Below are 20,003 nucleotides of genomic sequence, written 5' to 3'. Positions count from 1 at the left end.
AACGCGCGCATCGGATGCCGTTGCGCGATCCTGCCACAGCGCTGCTTCGGCCCAAAGCGCATCCAGGAATTTTTCACGCTCGGTGGTCAGCGTGAAAATCCTTGTCCACATGCGTGACAAGCTGCGTCCGGCGCCATCCTTGGCAACCGTGCCGTAGGTCAGCAGAACTGTCATCTCGGGGTCAGCACGAAAGGCAGCGCGGGTTGTGCTGTCGATCAGGAAGGGAATTTCAGGAACTCTCTCCAAATAGTTCGATGTGCCTTTGATGATCTGACTCGGGGAAAATTTGAACGGGTTATCCTCCGCCGGCACCGCCAAAACGACGACATCAGCCGCGATCAAATGATCCGCAAGTGAGGTCTCTGGCAGCGTGACACAAACTTGGCATGCCAAAGCCGGACGCGGATCAAACAGTCCAAAACAGAAGGTCGAAATAAGTATGAAAACCCGAGATAAGGCGGGGGGCAACCTTTTCCAAGATTGAATGCGGTTATGACAAGGAGCAGCACGCATCATTCTATTCTTCGACCACGCGCCGCAACCCGTCCAAATCGAGCAAGACGGTGCGACCATATTCCAAGCGTATCAGGCCTTCGGTCGCCATTTCTCCCAAATACACCGAGATCTTGGACAGGGCGATATTCGACAAGTCCGCGAGTTCCTGCTGGCTGGCAACAACTGTGTCCGTCGGCTCGGCGCCCTGCAAAGCGCCACGCCATCCGCCCAACCGCAAAAGCGCAGCAGCGATGCGTTTGCGGGTGTTTCGTTGCGCAAGGTCATTGGCTGCAGACATTGCCAGCAGCTGATTCATCGAGGTGAGGCGGGCAAATGCCTCCCATAGATCAGGGCGCGCATTTGCCAGTGGCCGAAACCGAGAATAGGCGATCCTGACCAATCTGACATCGCCCGCGGCCTTCATCTCCACCAAGCCGTCAACGTCAAGCAACAACTCTGATTCACCGAACCAGGCACCTGGGTGGTGGATATGACCCAAGACCGGCTCTATTTCGGTCAGCGCGAGGCGAACCTGAACCTTTCCAAAGACGGTGCCATAGAGAAAGTTTTGCGGCCCACCAATTGCGTAAATCGTTTCCTTGTCCTTGTACGTGACAATTTCTGAAATCTGCTTGAGCTGATCCAGGCTTTCTTCCGAAACACCTTGGAGCCAGGCAGAGGAGAAAACGGGAAAAAGCTGGACCTTGGATTTCTTCATCTCAATTACCCCGTATGGGAAAGTATTTGGCAAACCGTTCTGTTAGATTTGCCCAATAACGTTCATGTTACAATAGTGTAATTACCTGATAATAAACAATATTATGGGGGCATTGGAGATGTATTCCGCTCAGAGTTTTCGTGGGCTTCAATTATCGTCTTCTGCGATCAGCTACGCTGCTATAACTTGCTTTGCAGGTATTTTAGCACATTCGGCAGTGGCGCAGGATGCGCCCAATGTAGCGCCAGATCGGGCAGAATATTCCCCATACCCGGAACATAGTTTTCCCAATCAGGTCTTTTTCGGCGACACGCACTTACACACATCTTATTCGTGGGATGCCGGATTGGTCTTTAACAAACTGTCCCCTGCTGATGCCTACAAGTTTGCCAAAGGTGAAACGGTTGTTGCGTCCACCGGTATCCCTGCACGATTGCAAAGGCCGCTCGACTGGCTGGTGGTATCGGACCATTCCGACGGTCTTGGCATCGCACCACTGCTAACGCGCGCTGATCCGACATTGTTGGAAGACCCGTTGGGAGCTGAGCTTTACGAATTGGTCAGCCAGAAGACGATCGAAAGCACGCAGGCTGCCTATAACCTGTGGCTGGGCCGCGCCTATGAAGGCACGAACCATCTGGCGTCGGATCAAAATGTGCCTAAGGTGCCGTGGGAAGAGATCATCGATGCCGCCGAAGAGGCCAATGTGCCTGGCAGTTTTACCGCTTTTATCGGATATGAATGGAGTTCGGCCCCGGACGGCAACAACTTGCACCGCGTGGTAGTCTATCGGGACGGCAAGGAAGAGGCCAATACCCGTATCCCTTTATCCAACGAACTCAGCAACGACCCCGAGGCGTTGTGGGATTGGATGGAAAAATATCAGGCAGAAACCGGCGGACAACTTTTGGCCATCCCGCATAACGGTAACCTGTCCAATGGGCTGATGTTCGACGACAAACGCTTCTCGGGTGAACCTTTGTCCACGGAATATGCCGAGCGGCGACAACGGCTTGAGCCTCTGTACGAGGTGACTCAGATGAAAGGGGATGGGGAAACGCACCCGGCCTTGTCCCCTGACGACGCCTTCGCGGATTTTGAGACATGGGATAAAGGCAGCTTCGGAACCGAGGTCAAAACACCTGAAATGTTGCCGCGTGAATATGCGCGATCTGCTTATCGTCTGGGGCTGCAACATGAGGCCGCGCTCGGCACCAATCCGTTCAAGTTCGGGATGATAGGATCGACGGATGCACATACGTCCTTGTCCACCTCTCGCGAAGAGAACTTCTTTGGCAAGATCACGGCCCTTGAACCTTCGGCCCATGAGATGCGCTTCAATGAAGCCATAACCGGTCGGCTTGGCGACGAGGCGAACCAGATCAAGGCATGGGAGACGTCAGCCTCGGGGTTGGCAGCCGTTTGGGCACGCGAAAACACCCGCGAGGCCATCTTTGACGCCATGATGCGGCGCGAGGTTTTTGCTACGACAGGGACACGTATGAGAGTTCGTGTCTTTGCGGGGCATGACTTCGAAGAATCCGACCTGTCACGATCAGATTTTGATACATACGGTTATGAAAACGGCGTGCCTATGGGTGCCGATCTCGCCATTAGCGATGGCCGCGCACCGCGTTTCATGGTGCGGGCCCTGCGTGACCCCGATGGCGCGAACTTGGACCGTATCCAGATTGTCAAAGGGTGGATGAACGCGGACGGCACGACCACCGAACGGGTTGTCGACATCGCCTGCGGCGGGCGCGATCTGATTGACGGCGCTTGTGATGGCCCTGTGGGCGACACGGTGGATCAGGAAACCGCCACCTGGACCAACGATATCGGGCAGGCGATTCTGGCCGGTTTCTGGGAAGACCCCGATTTCGACCCGGCGCAATCGGCTTTCTATTATGTCCGCGTATTGGAAATTCCGTCCCCGCGTTGGACCACCTTTGATGCCAAATTCTTTGGTACTGAACTGCCTGAGGGGGCTCCGGTTTCGATCCAGGAACGCGCCTATACCTCACCCATCTGGTACACGCCGTCCTGAGGATTTCACCATGTTATTGAAAACACTTACAGTATCAGCCATTGCACTATCTTCGGCAGCCTCCGCGCAGGACGCGCCACCATGGAATCCGGGGGAACGTGAATATTCTCCTTACCCTAAACAGGATTTTCCCAATCAGGCTTTGTTCGGAGATACTCATCTGCACACGTCATATTCGGTTGATGCAGGCATGATTGGCAACACGTTGGGTCCCGATGAAGCCTACCGATACGCCAAAGGCGAAACAGTCACCTCATCGATGGGCGTCAAAACACAGCTCATCAGGCCTCTCGACTGGCTTGTGATTTCGGATCACGCCGAGGCGCTGGGGGTTGCCCCGATGATTGCCCGGTCTGATCCGATTGTTCTGGAAGACCCACTGGGGCAGGAGTTGCATGCCCTGGTGATGCAGGGAACCGCGGATGCTGCGGGAGAAGCCTTTAACCTTTTCACCAAGACAAAGGCGGATGGAACGAACACTCTGGCGTCCGACCCAAATGTGCCAGTGGCCCCATGGGAAGAAATCATCGACGCCGCAGAAGTAGCTAACGAACCGGGAAGGTTCACGGCACTCATCGGGTTTGAATGGACGTCGGCCCCTAATGGGAACAATTTGCATCGTGTTGTTGTCTTCAAGGACGGTAAAGATGTTGCGAACAGTCGAATACCGTTGTCGTCTGACCTTGATCCGAACCCCGAAGCGCTGTGGGACTGGATGGAAGAGGTTGAGGCTGAGACCGATGGCAGATTGCTGGCCATTCCGCACAACGGCAACCTATCCAACGGTTTGATGTTCAATGACAAGCGATATGGAACAGACGAACCGATAAACGCGGACTATGCGGCGCGACGTCAGCGTTGGGAGCCAATCTACGAGGTCACCCAGATGAAAGGGGACGGCGAAGCCCACCCGATGCTGTCGCCGGACGATCCGTTTGCCGACTTTGAAACATGGGACACGACCTCGCTGGGTGGATTTGAACCCAAAGTGCCCGAGATGGTCTCGGGCGAGTATGCTCGTGAAGCATTAAAGCGCGGCCTTGCACATGGTGCGGAACTGGGGACCAACCCATGGAAATTCGGGGTGATCGGATCCACGGATGCCCACACTTCGCTGGCATCGACGCGTGAAAACAACTTTTTCGGGAAAGTTGCGCAGCTTGAACCAACGGCGGACCCGATCCGTTTTGAGGAACCGGTTGCCGGTCGGCTTGGGCCACAAGACACATGGCTTCGGGCGTGGCAGACCAGTGCATCCGGCCTCGCGGCCGTCTGGGCGCGTAATAATACGCGGGAAGAGATATTTGACGCGATGATGCGCAAGGAGGTCTATGCAACCACTGGCACGCGTATCCGGGTGCGGGTCTTTGCCGGGTATGACTTTGAAGAATCTGACCTCCCTCGGTCAGACTTCGCGGCGCATGGCTACGCCAATGGCGTTCCTATGGGGGGTGATCTGGGAAAGAGTGAAGGTCGTGCGCCGCGATTCCTAATTCGGGCTTTGCGAGACCCCGATGGAGCCAACCTGGATCGGGTTCAAGTCATCAAGGGCTGGCTGAACGCCGATGGAAATACTTCCGAGAAAGTTTATGACGTCTCGTGCGGTGGTCGTGAGGTGATTGAGGGCGCTTGTGATGGTCCGGTTGGAAACACGGTTGATGCGCAAGAAGCCACTTATACCAACGACATCGGCCAGGCCATTTTAGGCGGCTATTGGGAAGACCCGGAGTTCGATCCAGACCAGAGCGCGTTCTACTACATCCGGGTTCTGGAAATCCCTACCCCGCGCTGGACCACGTATGACCGCAAATTCTTTGGCGTCGAACTGCCCCAAGGCGCGCCCGAGTCCATTCAGGACCGGGCTTACACATCGCCTATCTGGTACACGCCCTGATCCCAATCCGTAATCAGTCCCCGCACGAAGGGACAACGCGACAAACGCGTGAATTCGTCTGAACGAGGTGACATAAATGGACAAATTTCTACGCGGCCTGCGCCCCGCGCTGGGTACTGCAGCCCTGGCTGCCCTGACGGTTCTGCCGGTAAAGCCAGCCCATGCTGTAGAAGGCGGAATTGGAGCTTACTTCATCGGTACCCGCGACACGTTCGCCGGGTTTGTACCGGAACCCGGTACTTACACCGCGCTGACATTCGATCATCTGGACGGCAGTGTCGACGGGCTGTCTCTTGGTGGATTGCCAATTGCAGCAGACGCGGATCTTGAAATCAACCTGTGGCGTCTGAACGTGACGCAGGTGTTCGACGCGCAAGTCTTTGGCGGAACCCCTGCCATCGACATCACCTTGCCCTACGTCAATGGCGATCTGTCTTTCACCGCGATCAGGCCACCGTTGCAGGGTGCAAGCATTACCGATACTGCGTCCGGTCTTGCCGACATCACGGTAACCGGCCTTGTGGGATGGCACCGTGGCAATCTGCACTACAGCACCGGCCTGTCGGTTTTTATCCCGACCGGAGATTACCAGACGGCTTCAATCGACATTGCGAACCGTTCCATCAGCGCGTTGTCGGTGGGAAAGAATGTCTGGTCATTCCAACCATATTTTGCGGCCACCTGGTTCGTACCGGAACGTGGTTTTGAGGCTTCGGGCGCGATCAGCTTGCTCTTTAGCGAAGAAAACGACGACACCAATTACCAGACCGCACCTGCAATCCAATTGGAAGGCGCAGTGATTCAGCGGTTTCGGTCAGGCTGGGGCGTCGGGCTTGCGGGCTACACTTATCAACAGCTTGAAGATGACAGCGGTAGAGGAACGGACGCATTAAAGCTCGCCCTTGGGGCCAGCAGTCTGAAAGCGCAGGTGAGCGGTATCGGACCAATTGTGACTTATTCTGGTGGAACATTGCTCGGGGCAGAAGCGTCTTTGAAGCTGAAATATACCCATGAATTCTCGGCAAAACGGCGGCTGGAAAGCGATATTCTCACCGCCCAGATTTCTCTGGCATTTTGATCTTTGGGATTTCCACAGTGTTGAAGAAATCATTTCTGTCGTGGGTGCTGTTCGCAGTTCTCACCTGTTCAGGTGCGCAGGCCCAACAAAATGCGGAGTCATTAGAGACCGCCGCGAACGATCCAACGGCCTCAATCATGTCGTTTCAGGCGACCGGGTTTTATAACTATAACCTACACAACTCGCCAGAGGAAAGCAGCTTGCTGCAGTTCCGGGCCGCGATCCCGTTTACCTTGGGGGCGACCAATCACATTGCGCGATTAACGCTTCCATATGTGACGGACAGTGCCAATGGGCAGTCGGGGCTGAGCGACACAACCCTGTTTGACCTCATGACATTCAATCGGTCTTGGGGCCGTTTCGGCGTCGGCGCGGTGGCCTTGTTGCCGACCGGCGAGGATGGTTTGAGCGCGGAAAAATGGGCCTTGGGGCCGGCGGCAGGGTTTGCGAAACAGGAAAAATGGGGGCTTTGGGGGTTTTTCAACCAAAACCTGTTCACCGTCGCTGGCGATGACGACAGACCAGATGTCAACCTGTCCACCATCCAACCTGTCTTCAACTACAACCTCGGCAATGGTTGGTCAGCCGGAACATCCGAAATGGTGTTTGTCTACGACTGGGAGGCCAGCGAATTCAACAGCCTTCCGCTGGGGGTCAAGGTGTCCAAGCTCGTCAAGGGTGGGGGTCTGCCGTGGCAGTGGTCACTCTCCTACGAACACAACTTTTACGATGAGGCGGTTTCAGCTTCCGACACCGTCAGCTTCACGCTGAAAGTGTTGGTGCCAAAGGGTGGTTGAACTCATGAACAGGGCAAAGCGATGAATGCGCACTGGCAAACTACGAACACTCCGCGTCGGGCTATGCCAAACTCAGGCAAACCAAGTGTGATCCGCCGGATTTTCACCGAGCCGTTTGTCCATTTCGCGGTTCTCAGCATTGCGATCTTCGGCTGGTTCAAGCTGGTGCAACCGGACGAATGGTCCTTTGATCCCAACGCGCGGGTTATCATCCTCGATCAACGTCAGGTCGATGTTCTGGTCGGTCAGTTTGAGGATACGTGGCGGCGCCCTCCGACCGAGGAGGAGTTAGCAAAGCTGAAAGAGGATTGGCTGAACCGGGAAGTGCTGGTGCGCGAAGCGTTGGCTCTGGGGTTGGATGGCAATGATGAGATCATCCGCAACCGTCTGGTGCAGAAGATGAACTTCCTTCTGACCTCAGAGGCGGGGGCAGCCCGCCCCAAGGATGAGGTATTGCAGACTTATCTGTCAGATAATGCAGAGACCTTCACTACCCCAGCGCGGCTTGCGGCCAGCCTTGTTCACCTGGGGCAAAACCCCAGCGACACGGCTGTCGAACAGACGCGGGCGCGTTTGGCTGCGGGGGAAGATCACCGCCGGTTGGGGCAGGCGTCCTTGCTTCCGACAGGGTTTGATCTGAGCGCCCGCGCATCGGTTGATGGAAACTTCGGAACGGGTTTCTTCGACCAGTTGCAACCCCTGCCGCTGGGTGAATGGAGCGGACCTGTTCAATCGTCCTTCGGGCTTCATTTGGTTCGGGTCGACAACAGATGGGACGCCACTCTGCCGCCTTTTGGCGCGATCCGGGATAGCATTTTGGCAGATTGGCGCGAGAAGCAGGCTGAAGCCGCGACAAAGACCTTCCTGGAAAACCTGCGATCCACCTACACGATTCAGGAACCCGCGGAAACAGACGCGCCAGCTGGTGACACATGAGGCGCCTTCTGACTCTGATCGCGCTGCTGGCGGGGCTTCTGATGCCCGCATTTGCAAATGCCCACGCGCTGGAGCCGGGTTATCTGGAAATCTCGCAGGAGACCGACAGCGATTGGCACGTGTTCTGGCGCAAGCCCGACGTTCGGGGCGCACCGATGGATATCGATGTCGCGCTTCCCGATGGCTGTACCGCGCCCACCTTCGACGCGCCGGTCTTTGACGGTCGCGCGTGGACACAAGTCTGGCGCATGACCTGCACCGAAGACCTGCGTGGCAATACGATCCTGATCGACAGGCTGGACGCACAACGAACGGATGTCTTGCTGCGGGTGGGGTATCTGGATACGGTGAATATGGCGACCTTCCGCCTGACGCCGGATGCGCCCGCCGTCACGCTGCCCGCGCAACAGGGACTTATCCAGACGCTGTGGCAATACGGCGTGTTGGGGTTTGAACATATCCTCGAAGGCTGGGATCACCTGCTGTTCGTCTTTGCTCTGCTGGTTCTGATCCGTAACCTGCACCAGTTGATCTGGGCGGTGACCGCCTTCACTGTCGCGCATTCGATCACGTTGGGGTTGGCCACTTTCGGCGTGCTGAACGTCCCGGGCCCTCCGGTCGAGGCTGTGATTGCCCTGTCGATCGTCTTTCTGGCCACCGAGGTTCTGCGCTCTGACGACAAACCCAAGACGTTGGCCAGCCGCTTTCCCTGGGTGATCTCCTTTGGGTTCGGCCTGCTGCACGGTCTGGGCTTTGCCGGAGCGCTGGCCGAGATCGGCCTGCCCGATCAAGACATCCCGGCAGCCTTGCTGGCGTTCAACTTTGGGGTCGAGGCCGGGCAACTCGCCTTCATCTTTGCAGTGCTGGGCGTGTTCTTGACGGTCAGGAAATTGGCGCAGGCAGTTTGGGGCTGGTCATTGGCGCAAGGCCCGTCGCGCCAGATCCTTGGATATCCTATCGGATGCGTCGCCGCGTTTTGGCTGGCCGAACGGCTGGCTGGATTTTGAACAAAAGAAGGAAGGAGAAGGGACAATGATGAAAATACTTGGAGGGGTGATGCTGGTCGTCACTGTTGCGCTTGCCGGTTGCGACGTGGTGGACCCGGACTGCACTCCGGAAAAAGCCGCGAAGCGTCAGGTCCAGCAGGCGACGATCGGCGTCAGCACCAACCGATGCACACCGGCTGAGACTGCACGTGATACCGCAGGTATCGACGGCTGAGGAATTCGGACGCTCCAAAACACTGAGCGCGATTTGAGTGGTGGCGAAGTGACACCCGATATCGTCCATTAGTTACGGTTGTCACTGCCTCAGGCTTTGGAAGCCCGGATCGGTTCCCCGTTCAAACCTCGTAGATCGGGGAACCGTCAAAAACTGTAGTAGACTACCCGGATTGTTCGGAGGCCGCATGCGCTGGAAAGGACGACGTACAAGCCGCAATATCGACGATCGACGCCATACGTCTCGCGTTACGTCCCGTGCGGGTATCGGCGGTCTTGGCCTGATCCTGGTCGTTGTCGTCGGGTTGTTCCTGGGCGTGGATGTGACCCCGTTTTTGACCGGTGGTGGTCAACTCTCGGCCCCGCAAGCGAATGCGCCGGTTCAGATTGACGACGAAACCGAAGAGTTTGTGGCCGTCATCCTGGCCGATACCGAAGAAATCTGGTCGGAAATATTCCGGAACTCCGGCATTCAATACACGCCCCCCGTCCTGGTCTTGTTTGCTGACCGGACCCATTCAGCATGTGGACGAGCCATGTCCGCAACCGGTCCATTCTATTGCCCGGTAGATCAGCGCGTCTATCTGGATACGTCCTTCTTTCAGGTCATGGAACAGCGCCTCGGTGCGCACGGCGACTTTGCCAAAGCTTATGTGATCGCACATGAAGTGGCCCATCATGTTCAGAACAGTCTTGGCGTTCTCGAACAGGTGACCCGCGCCAAAAACCAGTCCAGCCAATCCCAGGCAAATGCCCTTTCGGTGCGCGTGGAACTTCAGGCGGATTGTTATTCCGGTGTCTGGGCCCGCGCCGTTGATCAGCGGTTTGGCGTACTTGAACCCGGTGATATCGAAGAAGCATTAAACACCGCTGCCGCGATTGGGGATGACGCTTTGCAACGCGCGCAACAGGGCGTGGTGGTTCCGGACAGCTTTACTCATGGCACCAGTGAGCAACGGCAAAGCTGGTTCTATCGGGGGTATGAAACCGGGGACCCAAACAGTTGCGATACTTTTTCGACAAACCGGCTGTAAGCTAAAGAGAACAAATCGACGGCAACACAACACGAATATCCTGGTCCATCCAGCTTTGCTCTAAATTCCGAAACAGATAGCAGCAGTGATCGTCTGCTTTGTCGAGCCGCACCGCAGCATCGCGAGGGTTTCCGAAGGGCGGCTTTGGGCCGGGTTTTCTCATTTTTCAATCGGCAGTACGAGAGAACGCACTTCTTCCGTGATCAGATCCCGGAACCAGTCGATCGCCGGATCGTTCGTAACCCGCACATGGCTGAGCAAAGCGACTTCGAACGACGGAAAATCAACCGGAGGATTGTGAACTTCCAGAGCGTGTTGACGGGCGAACCAGGCTGCGGCTGTGCCGGGCACATTGGACAACATCGCGCTCGACTTTAGAATATGCGGGATCGTCGGGAAATGCGTGACCGCGACCTGCACGTCCCGTTTCTGGCCTGTTTCAGCAAGTGTCCGATCCAATCCGCTTTCCAACGCTCCGTCCAACGACAGCAGCGCGTGTGGCGTCGCAAGATACTGTTCAAGGGTCAAAGGCCCCTCACAACGTATCTGCTGTGCATCGTACAAAACCTTGAAGTGCTCTCGGTAGACTGGATCAACGCGGTGTCGGTTTTCAATACCGCTTTCGGGTGTGGCGCTGAGCATGATGTCAGCTTCGTCATCATCGAGCACCTTCAACAGGCTTCGAAAATCAGAATGACGGACAACAAGGCGTGCTCTTGGCGCCTCAGCTTGCAAGCGCGCAATCAGTCTTGGGACCAGAATGCCCTCTAGATCGTCTGGCGCTCCAAACCGAAAGATGCGCTCGGTCGTCGAGGGGTCAAATGGTTTGGTGGCCCGAACCGCCTGATCGATGTCCTGCAACGCAGGCGCAAGCTCCTGCCAGAAAGCGATGGCACGCGCCGTCGGCTCCATAACCGAGCCAACCCGCACAAAGAGCGGATCTTCGAAGGTGTTGCGCAAGCGGCCCAAAGCCATGCTGATTGCCGATGCGCCAAGGTAAAGCCGGTCCGCCGCGCGTGAGACACTGCGCTCACGCATGACGGCTGAAAACACCAGCAGTAGGTTCAGATCGAGTTTACGTAGTTCAATTTCGCTGAATGCATCTTTCATGATGATCAATTTGATTGGTGAACTGGCAGATGTCAAATTGATCTCAACAGCCGAGGAGATATGAAATGACCTTAACCCGCAGACAGTTTTCGACGTCCCTGATGTCTCTGGTGGCATCACTGCCAGTGGCCAACAGCGCTTTGGCCAGCGTGCCTTACAAAACCGGGCATTACACGTATGAGGGCCCCGGCAGTGTGAACACGCATTGGATCGAGACCCCAGACAGTGTGATCGTGATCGACGTCCAGCGCGACACGACACACGCGGCCGAAGCCATCGAGGCGATCCGTGCTCTGGGTAAGTCGGTCAGCGCCATTCTGATCACCCATGGCCATCCTGATCACTATGTCGGCGTGCACCAGTTCCAGCAGGTCTGGCCCGGTCTCAAGGTCTATGCGTCTCCTGAAACAACCCGGGTGATTGAAACCGATCACTACGGCTATCACGAGGTGGTGCGGCAACTGACGCCCGACGAAGCCCCGGAAGTCTTTGTTGTGCCGGATCAGGTCTTTGCCAACGGCGCAACCCTCCAGATCGATGGTGTGACGATTGAAACACGCGAAATGGGTCCTGCCGAAGCCACCAGCACAACTGCATTCTATCTTCCAGAAACCGGTGACCTCTACCCGGGCGATCTGATCCTCCACGACATGCACGGGTTCTTTTACGAAGAGCGCTCGGGCCTCGTTCTGGATGCACTGAACCGCTTGCGTGTGTTGTTCCCCGGGGCCGTGACGGCGCATCCAGGGCATGGCGCGCCTGGCCCATTCCGCGCGTTGACCGACAAGCAGGAGGCATACACCGAAACCGCCCGCACGTTCGTAGCGGCGGCGTTGGCCGACGGCTTGGCCGACGACGACTTGGTCAGCCGCGTGAGCGAGGAACTCAATACCACCTATCCGTCCTACGGTATTCCTGGCGGACAGCCGAACATGGTCGAACTGAGCGTGATGGGTCTGGCAAATGAGCTGTCTGCCTTGCGTGGCGACCTGCCGACATCCGTGGGGCAATAACCATGTCGCAATCTCTGGAGAACCAACGCGTTCTGATCCTGGGCGGGAGCGGTCAGATGGGTGCAGCGACCGCCCGCGCTGTCACCCAGCTCGGGGCCGTGGCAATACTTGCAGGGCGAAGCATGGAAAAGCTTGATCACGTCGCTGCCGGTTTGGAAGGTCGAGCAGATAGGGTTGTTTTAGATCTCAATGCTCCAGACGCGGTTGCTGGTATCGCAACTGAGTCCAAGGCCGACCATATCGTTGTGGCCGTATCAGCAAACGCATCTGCGTCAGACATTCCGGGTACGTCTGTTGTGGCCGCACAAGATGCCTTTGCGCGGTTCTGGGTCAGCTATGCAGCGGTTCAAGCAGCGGTCGCTCTGCCGGAGCACGGCTCGGTGACACTCCTGTCAGGATCAAGCGCCCGCACACCGGCTCCGGGCTATGGCGTTTGGAGCACCCTTCACGGATCTATCGAAGCCTTGGCACGCGCTGCAACGGCAGAATTGGCACCAGTACGGGTGAACGTGGTTTCACCAGGCGGGATCGGCATGTCACCTGACCGCCAATTGATCCCGCGGCGTGGGACGCCCGAGGATATCGGACAAGCCATTGCCGCTCTCATAGCGAACCCGGCCATCACGGGTGCCGTCCTCGACGTCGATTCCGGCGAACGCAAAGGCACGTGGTCGGGACACTGACCCAATCGAAGGAAAAAACCATGTCTTCCAATCCGTTCAACCTTACCGACCAAACTGTCGTTGTTGTAGGTGCATCCTCTGGCATCGGTGCCGCGACAGCGCGGCTGACCTCTGGGCTCGGAGCCAACCTCATCCTCGTGAGTAGATCCTTGGACAAGCTGGAAGCCGTGCGACTTGCCCTGCCGAACCCCGAAAAGGCCCGCTCGATTGCTGTCGACTACCTGAACAAAGAAACGCTTGAAACGGCGTTTGCGGACCTCGAGCGTGTTCATCACGTAGTCATTCCCGCGGTTGCTGACGAAAACAAGAAACGCGGCGCATTTGCGACGCTTGGCGGAGACACGATGCGCGCCAGCTTTGACAAGTTCTGGGGTCAAACGTTCGTGGTGCAAACCCTTGCCAATCTGCTGGTACAAGGAGGCTCAGTGACACTGTTTGCAAGCGTGGCTGGCCTGAAGCCTTCTGGTGCGGACTCTGGCCTGTCTGTCATGAACGGTGTGCAGGCAGCTGTAATGCAAACTGGTCGATCCCTCGCAATCGAGCTTGCACCTGTACGGGTCAACGTGCTGGCACCGGGCGTAGTTTTGACCAATGTCTGGACGGCCGAGCAACGTCAGGACCTTAAATCCTGGATGGAGACCACTCTCCCGGCCCGAGTTGCCGGAACGGCGGACCACATTGCACAGGCCGCGGTCTCGCTTATGACCAACCCTTACATCTCCGGGGCAGTCCTTCCCGTTGATGGAGGGTTGCACCTTACGTAGTTTCTAGCTTTCCTGTTCGTCCAGATCCGAACATCAGTGCAGCGGCAACTGAGCTAAAGAATGTCCACGTCTCTATCATTGTCAGCCATGCAAATGCTGCGTAGTCGACCAATGTCTGCTTAGGGAAAGCTGCGCTACGGCATAGAAAGATGCGATGGATGTCGGCTCTGGGCCGCCCGCGAGAGCGGCCAGTTAACGTTAGATCTCTATCGCTTCGGCGATTGCTAGGGCATCCTCGAGTTCGACGCCGAGATACCGGACTGTACTGTCCATCTTTGTATGGCCAAGCAGAAGCTGAACAGCGCGTAGGTTTCCGGTCTTCTTGTAGATCTGAGTGACCTTGGTTCTCCTCATTGAATGGGTTCCGTAGGCGCTTGCTTCGAGGCCGATCGACGTGATCCAATCGCGGACAATCCGTGCATATTGGCGTGTCGAGATGTGCAGGCGTTCATGAAATCGGCCGGGCCAAAGGTATTCCGAACCGACCATCAGCTCATCTTCCATCCACTTCTCAACAGAGGCACGTGTGCCTTCGGAAATCTCAAAGCGCACGGGTTTCTGCGTCTTGCTTTGAAGGACCGAAGCCCGTTCCTTGATCTGACCCGATGACATGACATCGGCGACCTTCATCTTCACCAGATCACAGCCGCGGAGCTTACTGTCGATTGCCATATTGAAGAGCGCAAGATCGCGATGGTTTTCGGCAATCTCGAGGCGAACTCGGATTGCCCAGACATGTTTTGGTTTCAGCGGCCGCTTCTGGCCGACGATGCGTCCTTTGTTCCAGGCTGGGCGAAGAGCACGAATGGCAGGTAAGTTTGGTGTTTCCATGGTTGATCCTCCGATCCGCCATGCCCGCCCACAACGACAACCCGACGTTAACGAGAGAGGATATCACAGGATGCTGCGCCGTCTCCGAGGTCGGCTGTGAGCCCAAATTTGCCGATGCTGCTTAGAGCACCAATGTCAGCGATGCGCAGAAAGCAGGCCTTGCAAAGTCCGGTTGACCACATTGTCCACCAAAGGCGACAGTTCTGCTTCGCGACTGGGCTATACATAGCCCTCAAAGCGTATTGTTTGCGGGACTTCAGTTGCACCGTTTTCCTGAGCGAGTAGGGCGCGTGCTGACGAAAAGGTAGCAAGCGCAAAAAGAACAAGAAGGGCCTTTATCATCGTAGCGCCTCGGATCCGGGTTTTGAACTTGGGCCGGGGTTCACAAATGATCGCCCCGGCCAGCGTCAGGGCAAACGAGGTAGTTCTTGCCCTGAAACATCGTACTTTCGCCTAATTTAGAAGATCACCGACGATGCCGACGGCATCGACCACGGTAGACAGGTCATTCGTAACTTCGAGGACTTCGTCATCGACCAGAATGTAGCGGTTTCCTTTGCCCGGCTCCCCAAGCTTCCATTTGGAAAGGTCCCCAATATCCTCGAACTCCAGGTCAGATGGGAGCTTGGCACCGCGCGTGTAGCGCTTGATCTGTCCAGGTGGTACAGCTTTTGGGCCTTTGCCGGGTTTGTCTTCTATCTGAATGCTGACATCACCGTTCTTGCCCCCCTTGTTCGGCTTTTTACCCTTGTTGTCTTTGGCATGGGCATCGCTGCCTCCAAGGATGAAAAACACAACTGCTAAGGCTGCAAGAATTCCGTATGCAATCTTCATAGATTGTTCCTTTGCTTCCCAACTTCATTCGACCGGCGTTGAAAATTCCGGCACGCGCTTGATCTCTCTTAGTTGCCCTTTGGCACACCCCTTAGTGACTGCCTTCACCCCGCATTAGAAAACGATCCGGGTTCTTAGACCGAACAGGGTAATCCGGTCCTGATCGGGATTTAGAAGCGGGTCGGAAATGAATTGTACCGATGGCGTGATCTGCAGTCCGGGTGAGATTGAAAAGCGGTAGAAAGCTTCAAGCGTGAACTGATCGCCATCTATGCCTCTTGCTTCGGCCCAGTTTAGGCCCAGACCGGCCAAATCGGTGTTGCGACCATAGTAACCGAGACCGGCAGAAATCGACCGTTCATAAAGCGCTGCGGTTCCCTTCGAGGCCCCTGCACGGAAGAACGGCATCCATTTATTGTCAACAAACCATGCGGCGGAAAACGCTGCGCCGTAATCTTCTGCTCGACTGCCATCGTCAGCCGCATCCGCATGCCAGAGGGTCAGATGGATATTGTCGAAGTAGATGCGATCAAAGCCGGACGTGTACCCAAGTTCGAGCGACTTGAAGAGATTGCCGTCGCTAAACACATCAAAGTTTGGATCGGACGGGTCGGCGTTTGCGTCTGATACGCTGGCAACGGCGTAGAGGTTCTCGCTCAGCTTTACCCCACCGGCAATACCAAGGCCTTGGTTGGGCGTGTTGATTGTCGGGTTGGTATTGAAAGACAGGTTTTGAAAACCACTGTAGGGGCTTACCAACCCGTAGATATCCACAAAGTCCGTTACATCAATCTGGCCGACTTGCAGCGTCCACGACCCATTCTCAGCCCTTTGGGTCCAGAACAAATTGGTCAGAAGCAAACCGTTGTCATTGAAGGCTGTTCCCGTGATTGAAAGGGCTCCGCCATCCAGCCCGAGAAATTGCGGAGCAACGTCAGTATAACTGTGCCTGTCTTCGATCTTGAATGTCAGAGACCCCCGTTCAGTTGCCTGCCAACTGCCGTAGAACCGCGCAATTCCGCTGGCTGCTTCGCCGGTTCCCAGATCAGCATCCGTGGTTTGGCCCAATGCCAGGTAGTCAATGTTGAACCGAAAACCACCCTCAGCCAGTCGGTCTTTCCACTGAAACCAACCCGGTGCGATGTTGCGTGGAAAATCGGAACGATATTGCGGATCGGTGAGCCCGTCTCCGGGCGCAAGATCGGCTTCGACTGAAGATGGCCCGGATAGTCCCTGAGCCGACGCTGCGCCAGCAAATGCAATGCTCAATGCGGCAACCAGAAGTCTTATCATTTTGACGCCTGTGCCCCACCGGTCTTGCGATTTCCTGCCGCGCGGATGCGATCAGCAGCACGCTGCTTCCATTCCAACCTGTCTGCCTCGGTTTCCAGAGTTTCGACACGTTCCGCCTCTAGCTGGAAAGTCGCATTCATAGGCATGAGGCCATCCACAACCATCATATTATGAACGGAAGGATCGATAGTCAGCGTGCCTGTCAGCCGAACGGGTTCGTGGAAATAGCTAGGCGCCCAGTCCCCGTTCAACCGCACACGGATCATCTGGTTAGGCGGAGGTGGAGGCATGTGGCTGCACATCCCTCTTTCTGGCACCAAATACGCCACAGGCCGGCCGTCCGGATCGCTTGGAGCAGGAATGGCAAAGCCCGCGAGTGTGATTGTTCTGCCGTCGAATTGCGGGTTTCCGCTCGTTCCAGCCTTTCTTCGACGTTCAGTCACAACCTCGCGCTGATCGAGTAACCAGTCGACGTCAATTCCGTCTGACACCAAGGCGTCTTCGGTCTCTGCTAAAAGCAATTGCCATTTCTGCCGTTCTTCGGCGCTGCCAACCTCCTGCTGCAACCTGCCGCGTATACGCACAACGAAAAGAACATCGTCGAACTGTTCGGGGCTGAGTTCACGATAGGGGTCATCAAAGACCTGCGCAGACGGATCTGGCAGATCTGCCCAGTCCAACGCGGTTCCAGGCGTCGCCGCAGCATCATAACCGCACAAAACCAACCCTGCGAATACTGCGGAGCAAAACCAATTTCGCATGAATGCTCTCCGGCTGCTTTATCTGGTCAATCCAGTGTGTTTTTGTAGATCACACCGTCCTTCATGATCAGGCGGATTGTTTCCGGGCTGTCCGGCCTCGGGTCCGCACCGAACCACTGATCGCCTGTTCCAACGACAGAGAAGTCTTCGAGGGGGTTGCCGTCTATCAGCAGGATGTCGGCATAGGCGCCTTCTTCGATCACACCCAGTTTGCCTTCCGGATAGGGGTTCATGAAATCACCGCTAAGTGCCGCGATCTCGCCACCTACCGAAGTTAGGGTTACCATCGACGCATAGGGGCCGAAGAAATGGTTATTCAGATGTTTCTCGTAGGCGATCTGGATGTTGCACGCTTCGACCGAGCCGACGCAATCGGTTTGGAAACCGCGCGGCGCCGGGCATTCCTTCATACTTGGAATGTAGGCTTCGAAGGTCGCCGAGGCCGATTTGGCCTTCCTCAAACTGTTGGGGTTGTTTTTCACGGAAGGAACATCAAGTAGGCCTGGATCAAATGCTGTGATGTTCGTCGTGATGTACGCTCCTTTTTCTTTCATCAAAGCAGAAATCTCGCAGTCAAAGTGAAATCCGTGTTCAATGGTTCTGACCCCTGCATTCAGGGCATTGATGATCGCTTCTTTGCGGTAGGAATGTGCCATGACATAGGTGCCGTACTCGTTGGCAACCTGAACAGCGGCCTCGATCTCTTCTTTCGAACCGGCGAGCAACTGCCATGGATCGAATGCCGAAATCACCCCACCTGATTGCATGAACTTCAATTGCGTGGCACCCATGCGCAGGTTGTTGCGGCCATACATGTAAATTTCGTCAACACCGTTGACCTGTTGGGCCATATTCAGAGTCCCAAAGTTGGTCACCCCACCCGGCGGAGATGTGAAGGATGCGAAATCGGCGTGACCACCACGTGTTCCGAGAAATGCCCCGGAAGGATAAAAGCGGGGGCCGACGATCTGGCCGGCGTCAATTGCGCGCCGCAGCCCGCCGCCAGCGCCCCCGGCATCGCGAACGGTCGTGAAGCCCTGCATCAGGTACATTTCGGCCATCCGGGTCCCGTGGATGGCGAAATCCTCCCAGGTCGAGTTGGTTTCCATCTCGGCAATCGATGGCCCCATGAGCATCAGGTGCGCGTGATTCTCTATAAAGCCCGGTGTCAGAGTGCGCCCACCGCCGTCGATAACCGTCGCGCTCGGCGCATCAATGGCATCGGTTGAGACGGACTTGATCAGATTGCCCTCGACCAGAACACTGGCATTTTCAATGCGTTGCTCATTCACACCGTCGAAAACATGCACGTTGGTAAACAGCGTTTGGGGTTCTTCTTGATCCTGAGCCTGCGCGGTCGCCGAAAAAGAAAGAACTGCCGCGACAATTGCCGTCGAGCAAAGAGACATTCGTAAGCCGGACATAAGTACTCCCTTCATATTCATGTTTTGCCAACTATAGTCTGGAATTCATTGGCTTGGTTGCCCCTTTTGAATTAGGATGTACGAATGTGACTGCAAAAATGGCCACTTCTTAAAGCTAATCCAACAAGGGTTATGAGCTTGCCTTTCAACTCCACCTCCCGAGAGCATAGCGAGGGCTTTGTTCGCCTCTCTTTAGCCGCTCCCTTTCTGCAATTTCTCACCGAACGTAAGATCAATCCGCAACCAGCATTGGATCAGGTCGGCTTGAAAGCTGAACTGATGACTAACCCATCCGTGTTCGTTCACTCCGAGTTGGTTTACGGCTTGGTAAATGCTTTCTCAGAAGTATCAGGGGATCGATACCTAGGACTGAATGTAGGGGAAGCGTTTGACCTACAAGGATGGCCGCCCTTCGCTCAAGCCTTGCAATCTACAAAAACGCTGTTCGAGTTTTTTACCCGCTTTGTTGAGCTCGTGCCGCAGGAGTCCAATTCTGTGCGGCACAGCCTTGTCATTGAAGCAGACAAAGCGACTTATCGTATCGAGAGGCAACAGGAACCAACCGTCCCACCCATTCAGGTGACCGGTTTTGGTGCCGCAATCTATGTACGCCTATTGCAGACCGTCGTCGGAGAGTCCTGGGACTCTTCCCGTGTGCGATGGGAAAGCAGATACATCAATGGGCTGCCTATCGACTACAAAGGGATCGAGGTTGGCCTTGGGACTGATCCCGGAATGCAAATTAGTTTTCCTGTGGAATGGTTGTTTTTACACCACGTCTCTGAGGGTTCTGCCAAGCCCATAGCATCACTTCGACAAGATGAAGAAGTAACCGTGGTGGCAGCTTTGCGATCTGTCTTACGCGACAAACTGGATGAAACCGATTTGGGACCAGAGATGGTGGCTGGAATGCTGGGAATACAACCGGAACGGTTTCTGAAAGCGCTTCAAAAACAAGGCACAACGCTACCGCGCGAAATCAAACGGCTGCGTATCGATGTCGCCAAGGAGCACCTCAAACAAAACCAGATGACAATTGCAGAGATCGGACTGATGCTCGGCTATTCTGAC

Annotated in this window: 20 protein-coding genes; 12 read left to right on the top strand and 8 right to left on the bottom strand. The window is 55.8% G+C overall.

The window, feature by feature from the left end:
* On the bottom strand, positions 1–393 hold a 393-nt coding region (locus tag AC2FNU_RS18100; RefSeq protein ID WP_496791143.1), incomplete at its 3' end, for a hypothetical protein.
* Between the two features lie 124 nt (positions 394–517).
* Positions 518–1,213: a Crp/Fnr family transcriptional regulator gene (locus AC2FNU_RS18095; RefSeq protein ID WP_496791142.1), complete on the bottom strand. Its 696-nt coding sequence runs from the start codon at positions 1,211–1,213 to the stop codon at positions 518–520.
* 217 nt (positions 1,214–1,430) lie between these two features.
* Between AC2FNU_RS18095 and AC2FNU_RS18090 the strand changes: the two genes are divergently transcribed.
* The 8 genes from AC2FNU_RS18090 to ypfJ all read left to right on the top strand — a co-directional run bounded on the left by AC2FNU_RS18090 (position 1,431) and on the right by ypfJ (position 10,219).
* On the top strand, positions 1,431–3,260 hold the full coding sequence (locus AC2FNU_RS18090) for a DUF3604 domain-containing protein (RefSeq protein ID WP_496791140.1): 1,830 nt from the start codon (positions 1,431–1,433) through the stop codon (positions 3,258–3,260).
* A 10-nt stretch (positions 3,261–3,270) separates the two neighbouring features.
* Positions 3,271–5,154: a DUF3604 domain-containing protein gene (locus tag AC2FNU_RS18085; protein WP_496791139.1), complete on the top strand. Its 1,884-nt coding sequence runs from the start codon at positions 3,271–3,273 to the stop codon at positions 5,152–5,154.
* A gap of 76 nt (positions 5,155–5,230) precedes the next feature.
* Positions 5,231–6,232, top strand: a complete 1,002-nt coding sequence (locus AC2FNU_RS18080; RefSeq protein WP_496791137.1) for a SphA family protein — start codon at positions 5,231–5,233, stop codon at positions 6,230–6,232.
* A gap of 137 nt (positions 6,233–6,369) precedes the next feature.
* The gene (locus AC2FNU_RS18075; RefSeq protein ID WP_496791136.1) at positions 6,370–7,029 is read left to right on the top strand and encodes a hypothetical protein; all 660 of its coding nucleotides are present in this window, start codon (positions 6,370–6,372) and stop codon (positions 7,027–7,029) included.
* 63 nt (positions 7,030–7,092) lie between these two features.
* Positions 7,093–7,965, top strand: a complete 873-nt coding sequence (locus AC2FNU_RS18070; protein ID WP_496791135.1) for a peptidyl-prolyl cis-trans isomerase — start codon at positions 7,093–7,095, stop codon at positions 7,963–7,965.
* Positions 7,962–8,972 carry a HupE/UreJ family protein gene (locus AC2FNU_RS18065; protein WP_496791133.1) on the top strand — a complete coding sequence of 337 codons (1,011 nt, stop codon included), beginning with the start codon at positions 7,962–7,964 and terminating at the stop codon, positions 8,970–8,972. The genes AC2FNU_RS18070 and AC2FNU_RS18065 overlap by 4 nt, the downstream gene beginning before the upstream one ends.
* A 25-nt stretch (positions 8,973–8,997) precedes the next feature.
* Entirely contained in the window at positions 8,998–9,186 is a 189-nt protein-coding gene (locus tag AC2FNU_RS18060) for a hypothetical protein (protein ID WP_480608201.1), read from the top strand.
* A gap of 187 nt (positions 9,187–9,373) precedes the next feature.
* The gene (ypfJ, locus tag AC2FNU_RS18055; protein ID WP_496791131.1) at positions 9,374–10,219 is read left to right on the top strand and encodes a KPN_02809 family neutral zinc metallopeptidase; all 846 of its coding nucleotides are present in this window, start codon (positions 9,374–9,376) and stop codon (positions 10,217–10,219) included.
* Between the two features lie 159 nt (positions 10,220–10,378).
* Here the strand turns inward: ypfJ and AC2FNU_RS18050 are convergent, their stop codons facing one another.
* Positions 10,379–11,329 (bottom strand): LysR family transcriptional regulator, encoded by a 951-nt coding sequence (locus AC2FNU_RS18050; RefSeq protein WP_496791129.1) that lies wholly within the window; start codon positions 11,327–11,329, stop codon positions 10,379–10,381.
* Positions 11,330–11,394: 65 nt separating this feature from the next.
* Here AC2FNU_RS18050 and AC2FNU_RS18045 point away from each other — a divergent pair, with 65 nt between their 5' ends.
* From AC2FNU_RS18045 to AC2FNU_RS18035, 3 genes are read left to right on the top strand one after another with little or no spacing between them, the layout of a single operon-like run.
* Positions 11,395–12,342, top strand: a complete 948-nt coding sequence (locus AC2FNU_RS18045) for an MBL fold metallo-hydrolase (RefSeq protein ID WP_496791127.1) — start codon at positions 11,395–11,397, stop codon at positions 12,340–12,342.
* A 2-nt stretch (positions 12,343–12,344) separates the two neighbouring features.
* On the top strand, positions 12,345–13,025 hold the full coding sequence (locus tag AC2FNU_RS18040) for an SDR family oxidoreductase (protein ID WP_496791126.1): 681 nt from the start codon (positions 12,345–12,347) through the stop codon (positions 13,023–13,025).
* A gap of 20 nt (positions 13,026–13,045) precedes the next feature.
* The gene (locus AC2FNU_RS18035; RefSeq protein WP_496791125.1) at positions 13,046–13,789 is read left to right on the top strand and encodes an SDR family oxidoreductase; all 744 of its coding nucleotides are present in this window, start codon (positions 13,046–13,048) and stop codon (positions 13,787–13,789) included.
* Between the two features lie 198 nt (positions 13,790–13,987).
* Here the strand turns inward: AC2FNU_RS18035 and AC2FNU_RS18030 are convergent, their stop codons facing one another.
* The 5 genes from AC2FNU_RS18030 to AC2FNU_RS18010 all read right to left on the bottom strand — a co-directional run bounded on the left by AC2FNU_RS18030 (position 13,988) and on the right by AC2FNU_RS18010 (position 18,947).
* Positions 13,988–14,620 carry a tyrosine-type recombinase/integrase gene (locus AC2FNU_RS18030; protein WP_496791122.1) on the bottom strand — a complete coding sequence of 211 codons (633 nt, stop codon included), beginning with the start codon at positions 14,618–14,620 and terminating at the stop codon, positions 13,988–13,990.
* Between the two features lie 453 nt (positions 14,621–15,073).
* A complete protein-coding gene (locus tag AC2FNU_RS18025) occupies positions 15,074–15,454 on the bottom strand; it encodes a hypothetical protein (protein ID WP_170337130.1) in 381 nt (126 codons plus the stop codon).
* A 114-nt stretch (positions 15,455–15,568) separates the two neighbouring features.
* Entirely contained in the window at positions 15,569–16,747 is a 1,179-nt protein-coding gene (locus AC2FNU_RS18020) for a carbohydrate porin (protein ID WP_480908510.1), read from the bottom strand.
* On the bottom strand, positions 16,744–17,508 hold the full coding sequence (locus AC2FNU_RS18015; RefSeq protein ID WP_170337125.1) for a DUF3299 domain-containing protein: 765 nt from the start codon (positions 17,506–17,508) through the stop codon (positions 16,744–16,746). The genes AC2FNU_RS18020 and AC2FNU_RS18015 overlap by 4 nt, the downstream gene beginning before the upstream one ends.
* Positions 17,509–17,534: 26 nt before the next feature.
* Positions 17,535–18,947 (bottom strand): amidohydrolase family protein, encoded by a 1,413-nt coding sequence (locus AC2FNU_RS18010; RefSeq protein ID WP_234900806.1) that lies wholly within the window; start codon positions 18,945–18,947, stop codon positions 17,535–17,537.
* A gap of 117 nt (positions 18,948–19,064) precedes the next feature.
* On the opposite strand from AC2FNU_RS18010, the gene AC2FNU_RS18005 reads away from it, so the two are divergent.
* A partial coding sequence (locus tag AC2FNU_RS18005) for an AraC family transcriptional regulator ligand-binding domain-containing protein (protein ID WP_496791116.1) occupies positions 19,065–20,003 on the top strand: 939 nt, incomplete at its 3' end.

The sequence above is a fragment of the Ruegeria sp. BHSB064 genome, from assembly GCF_059613205.1.
Note: the sequence above shows the minus strand (reverse complement) of the source record. Positions and strands in the feature narration are given on the sequence as shown.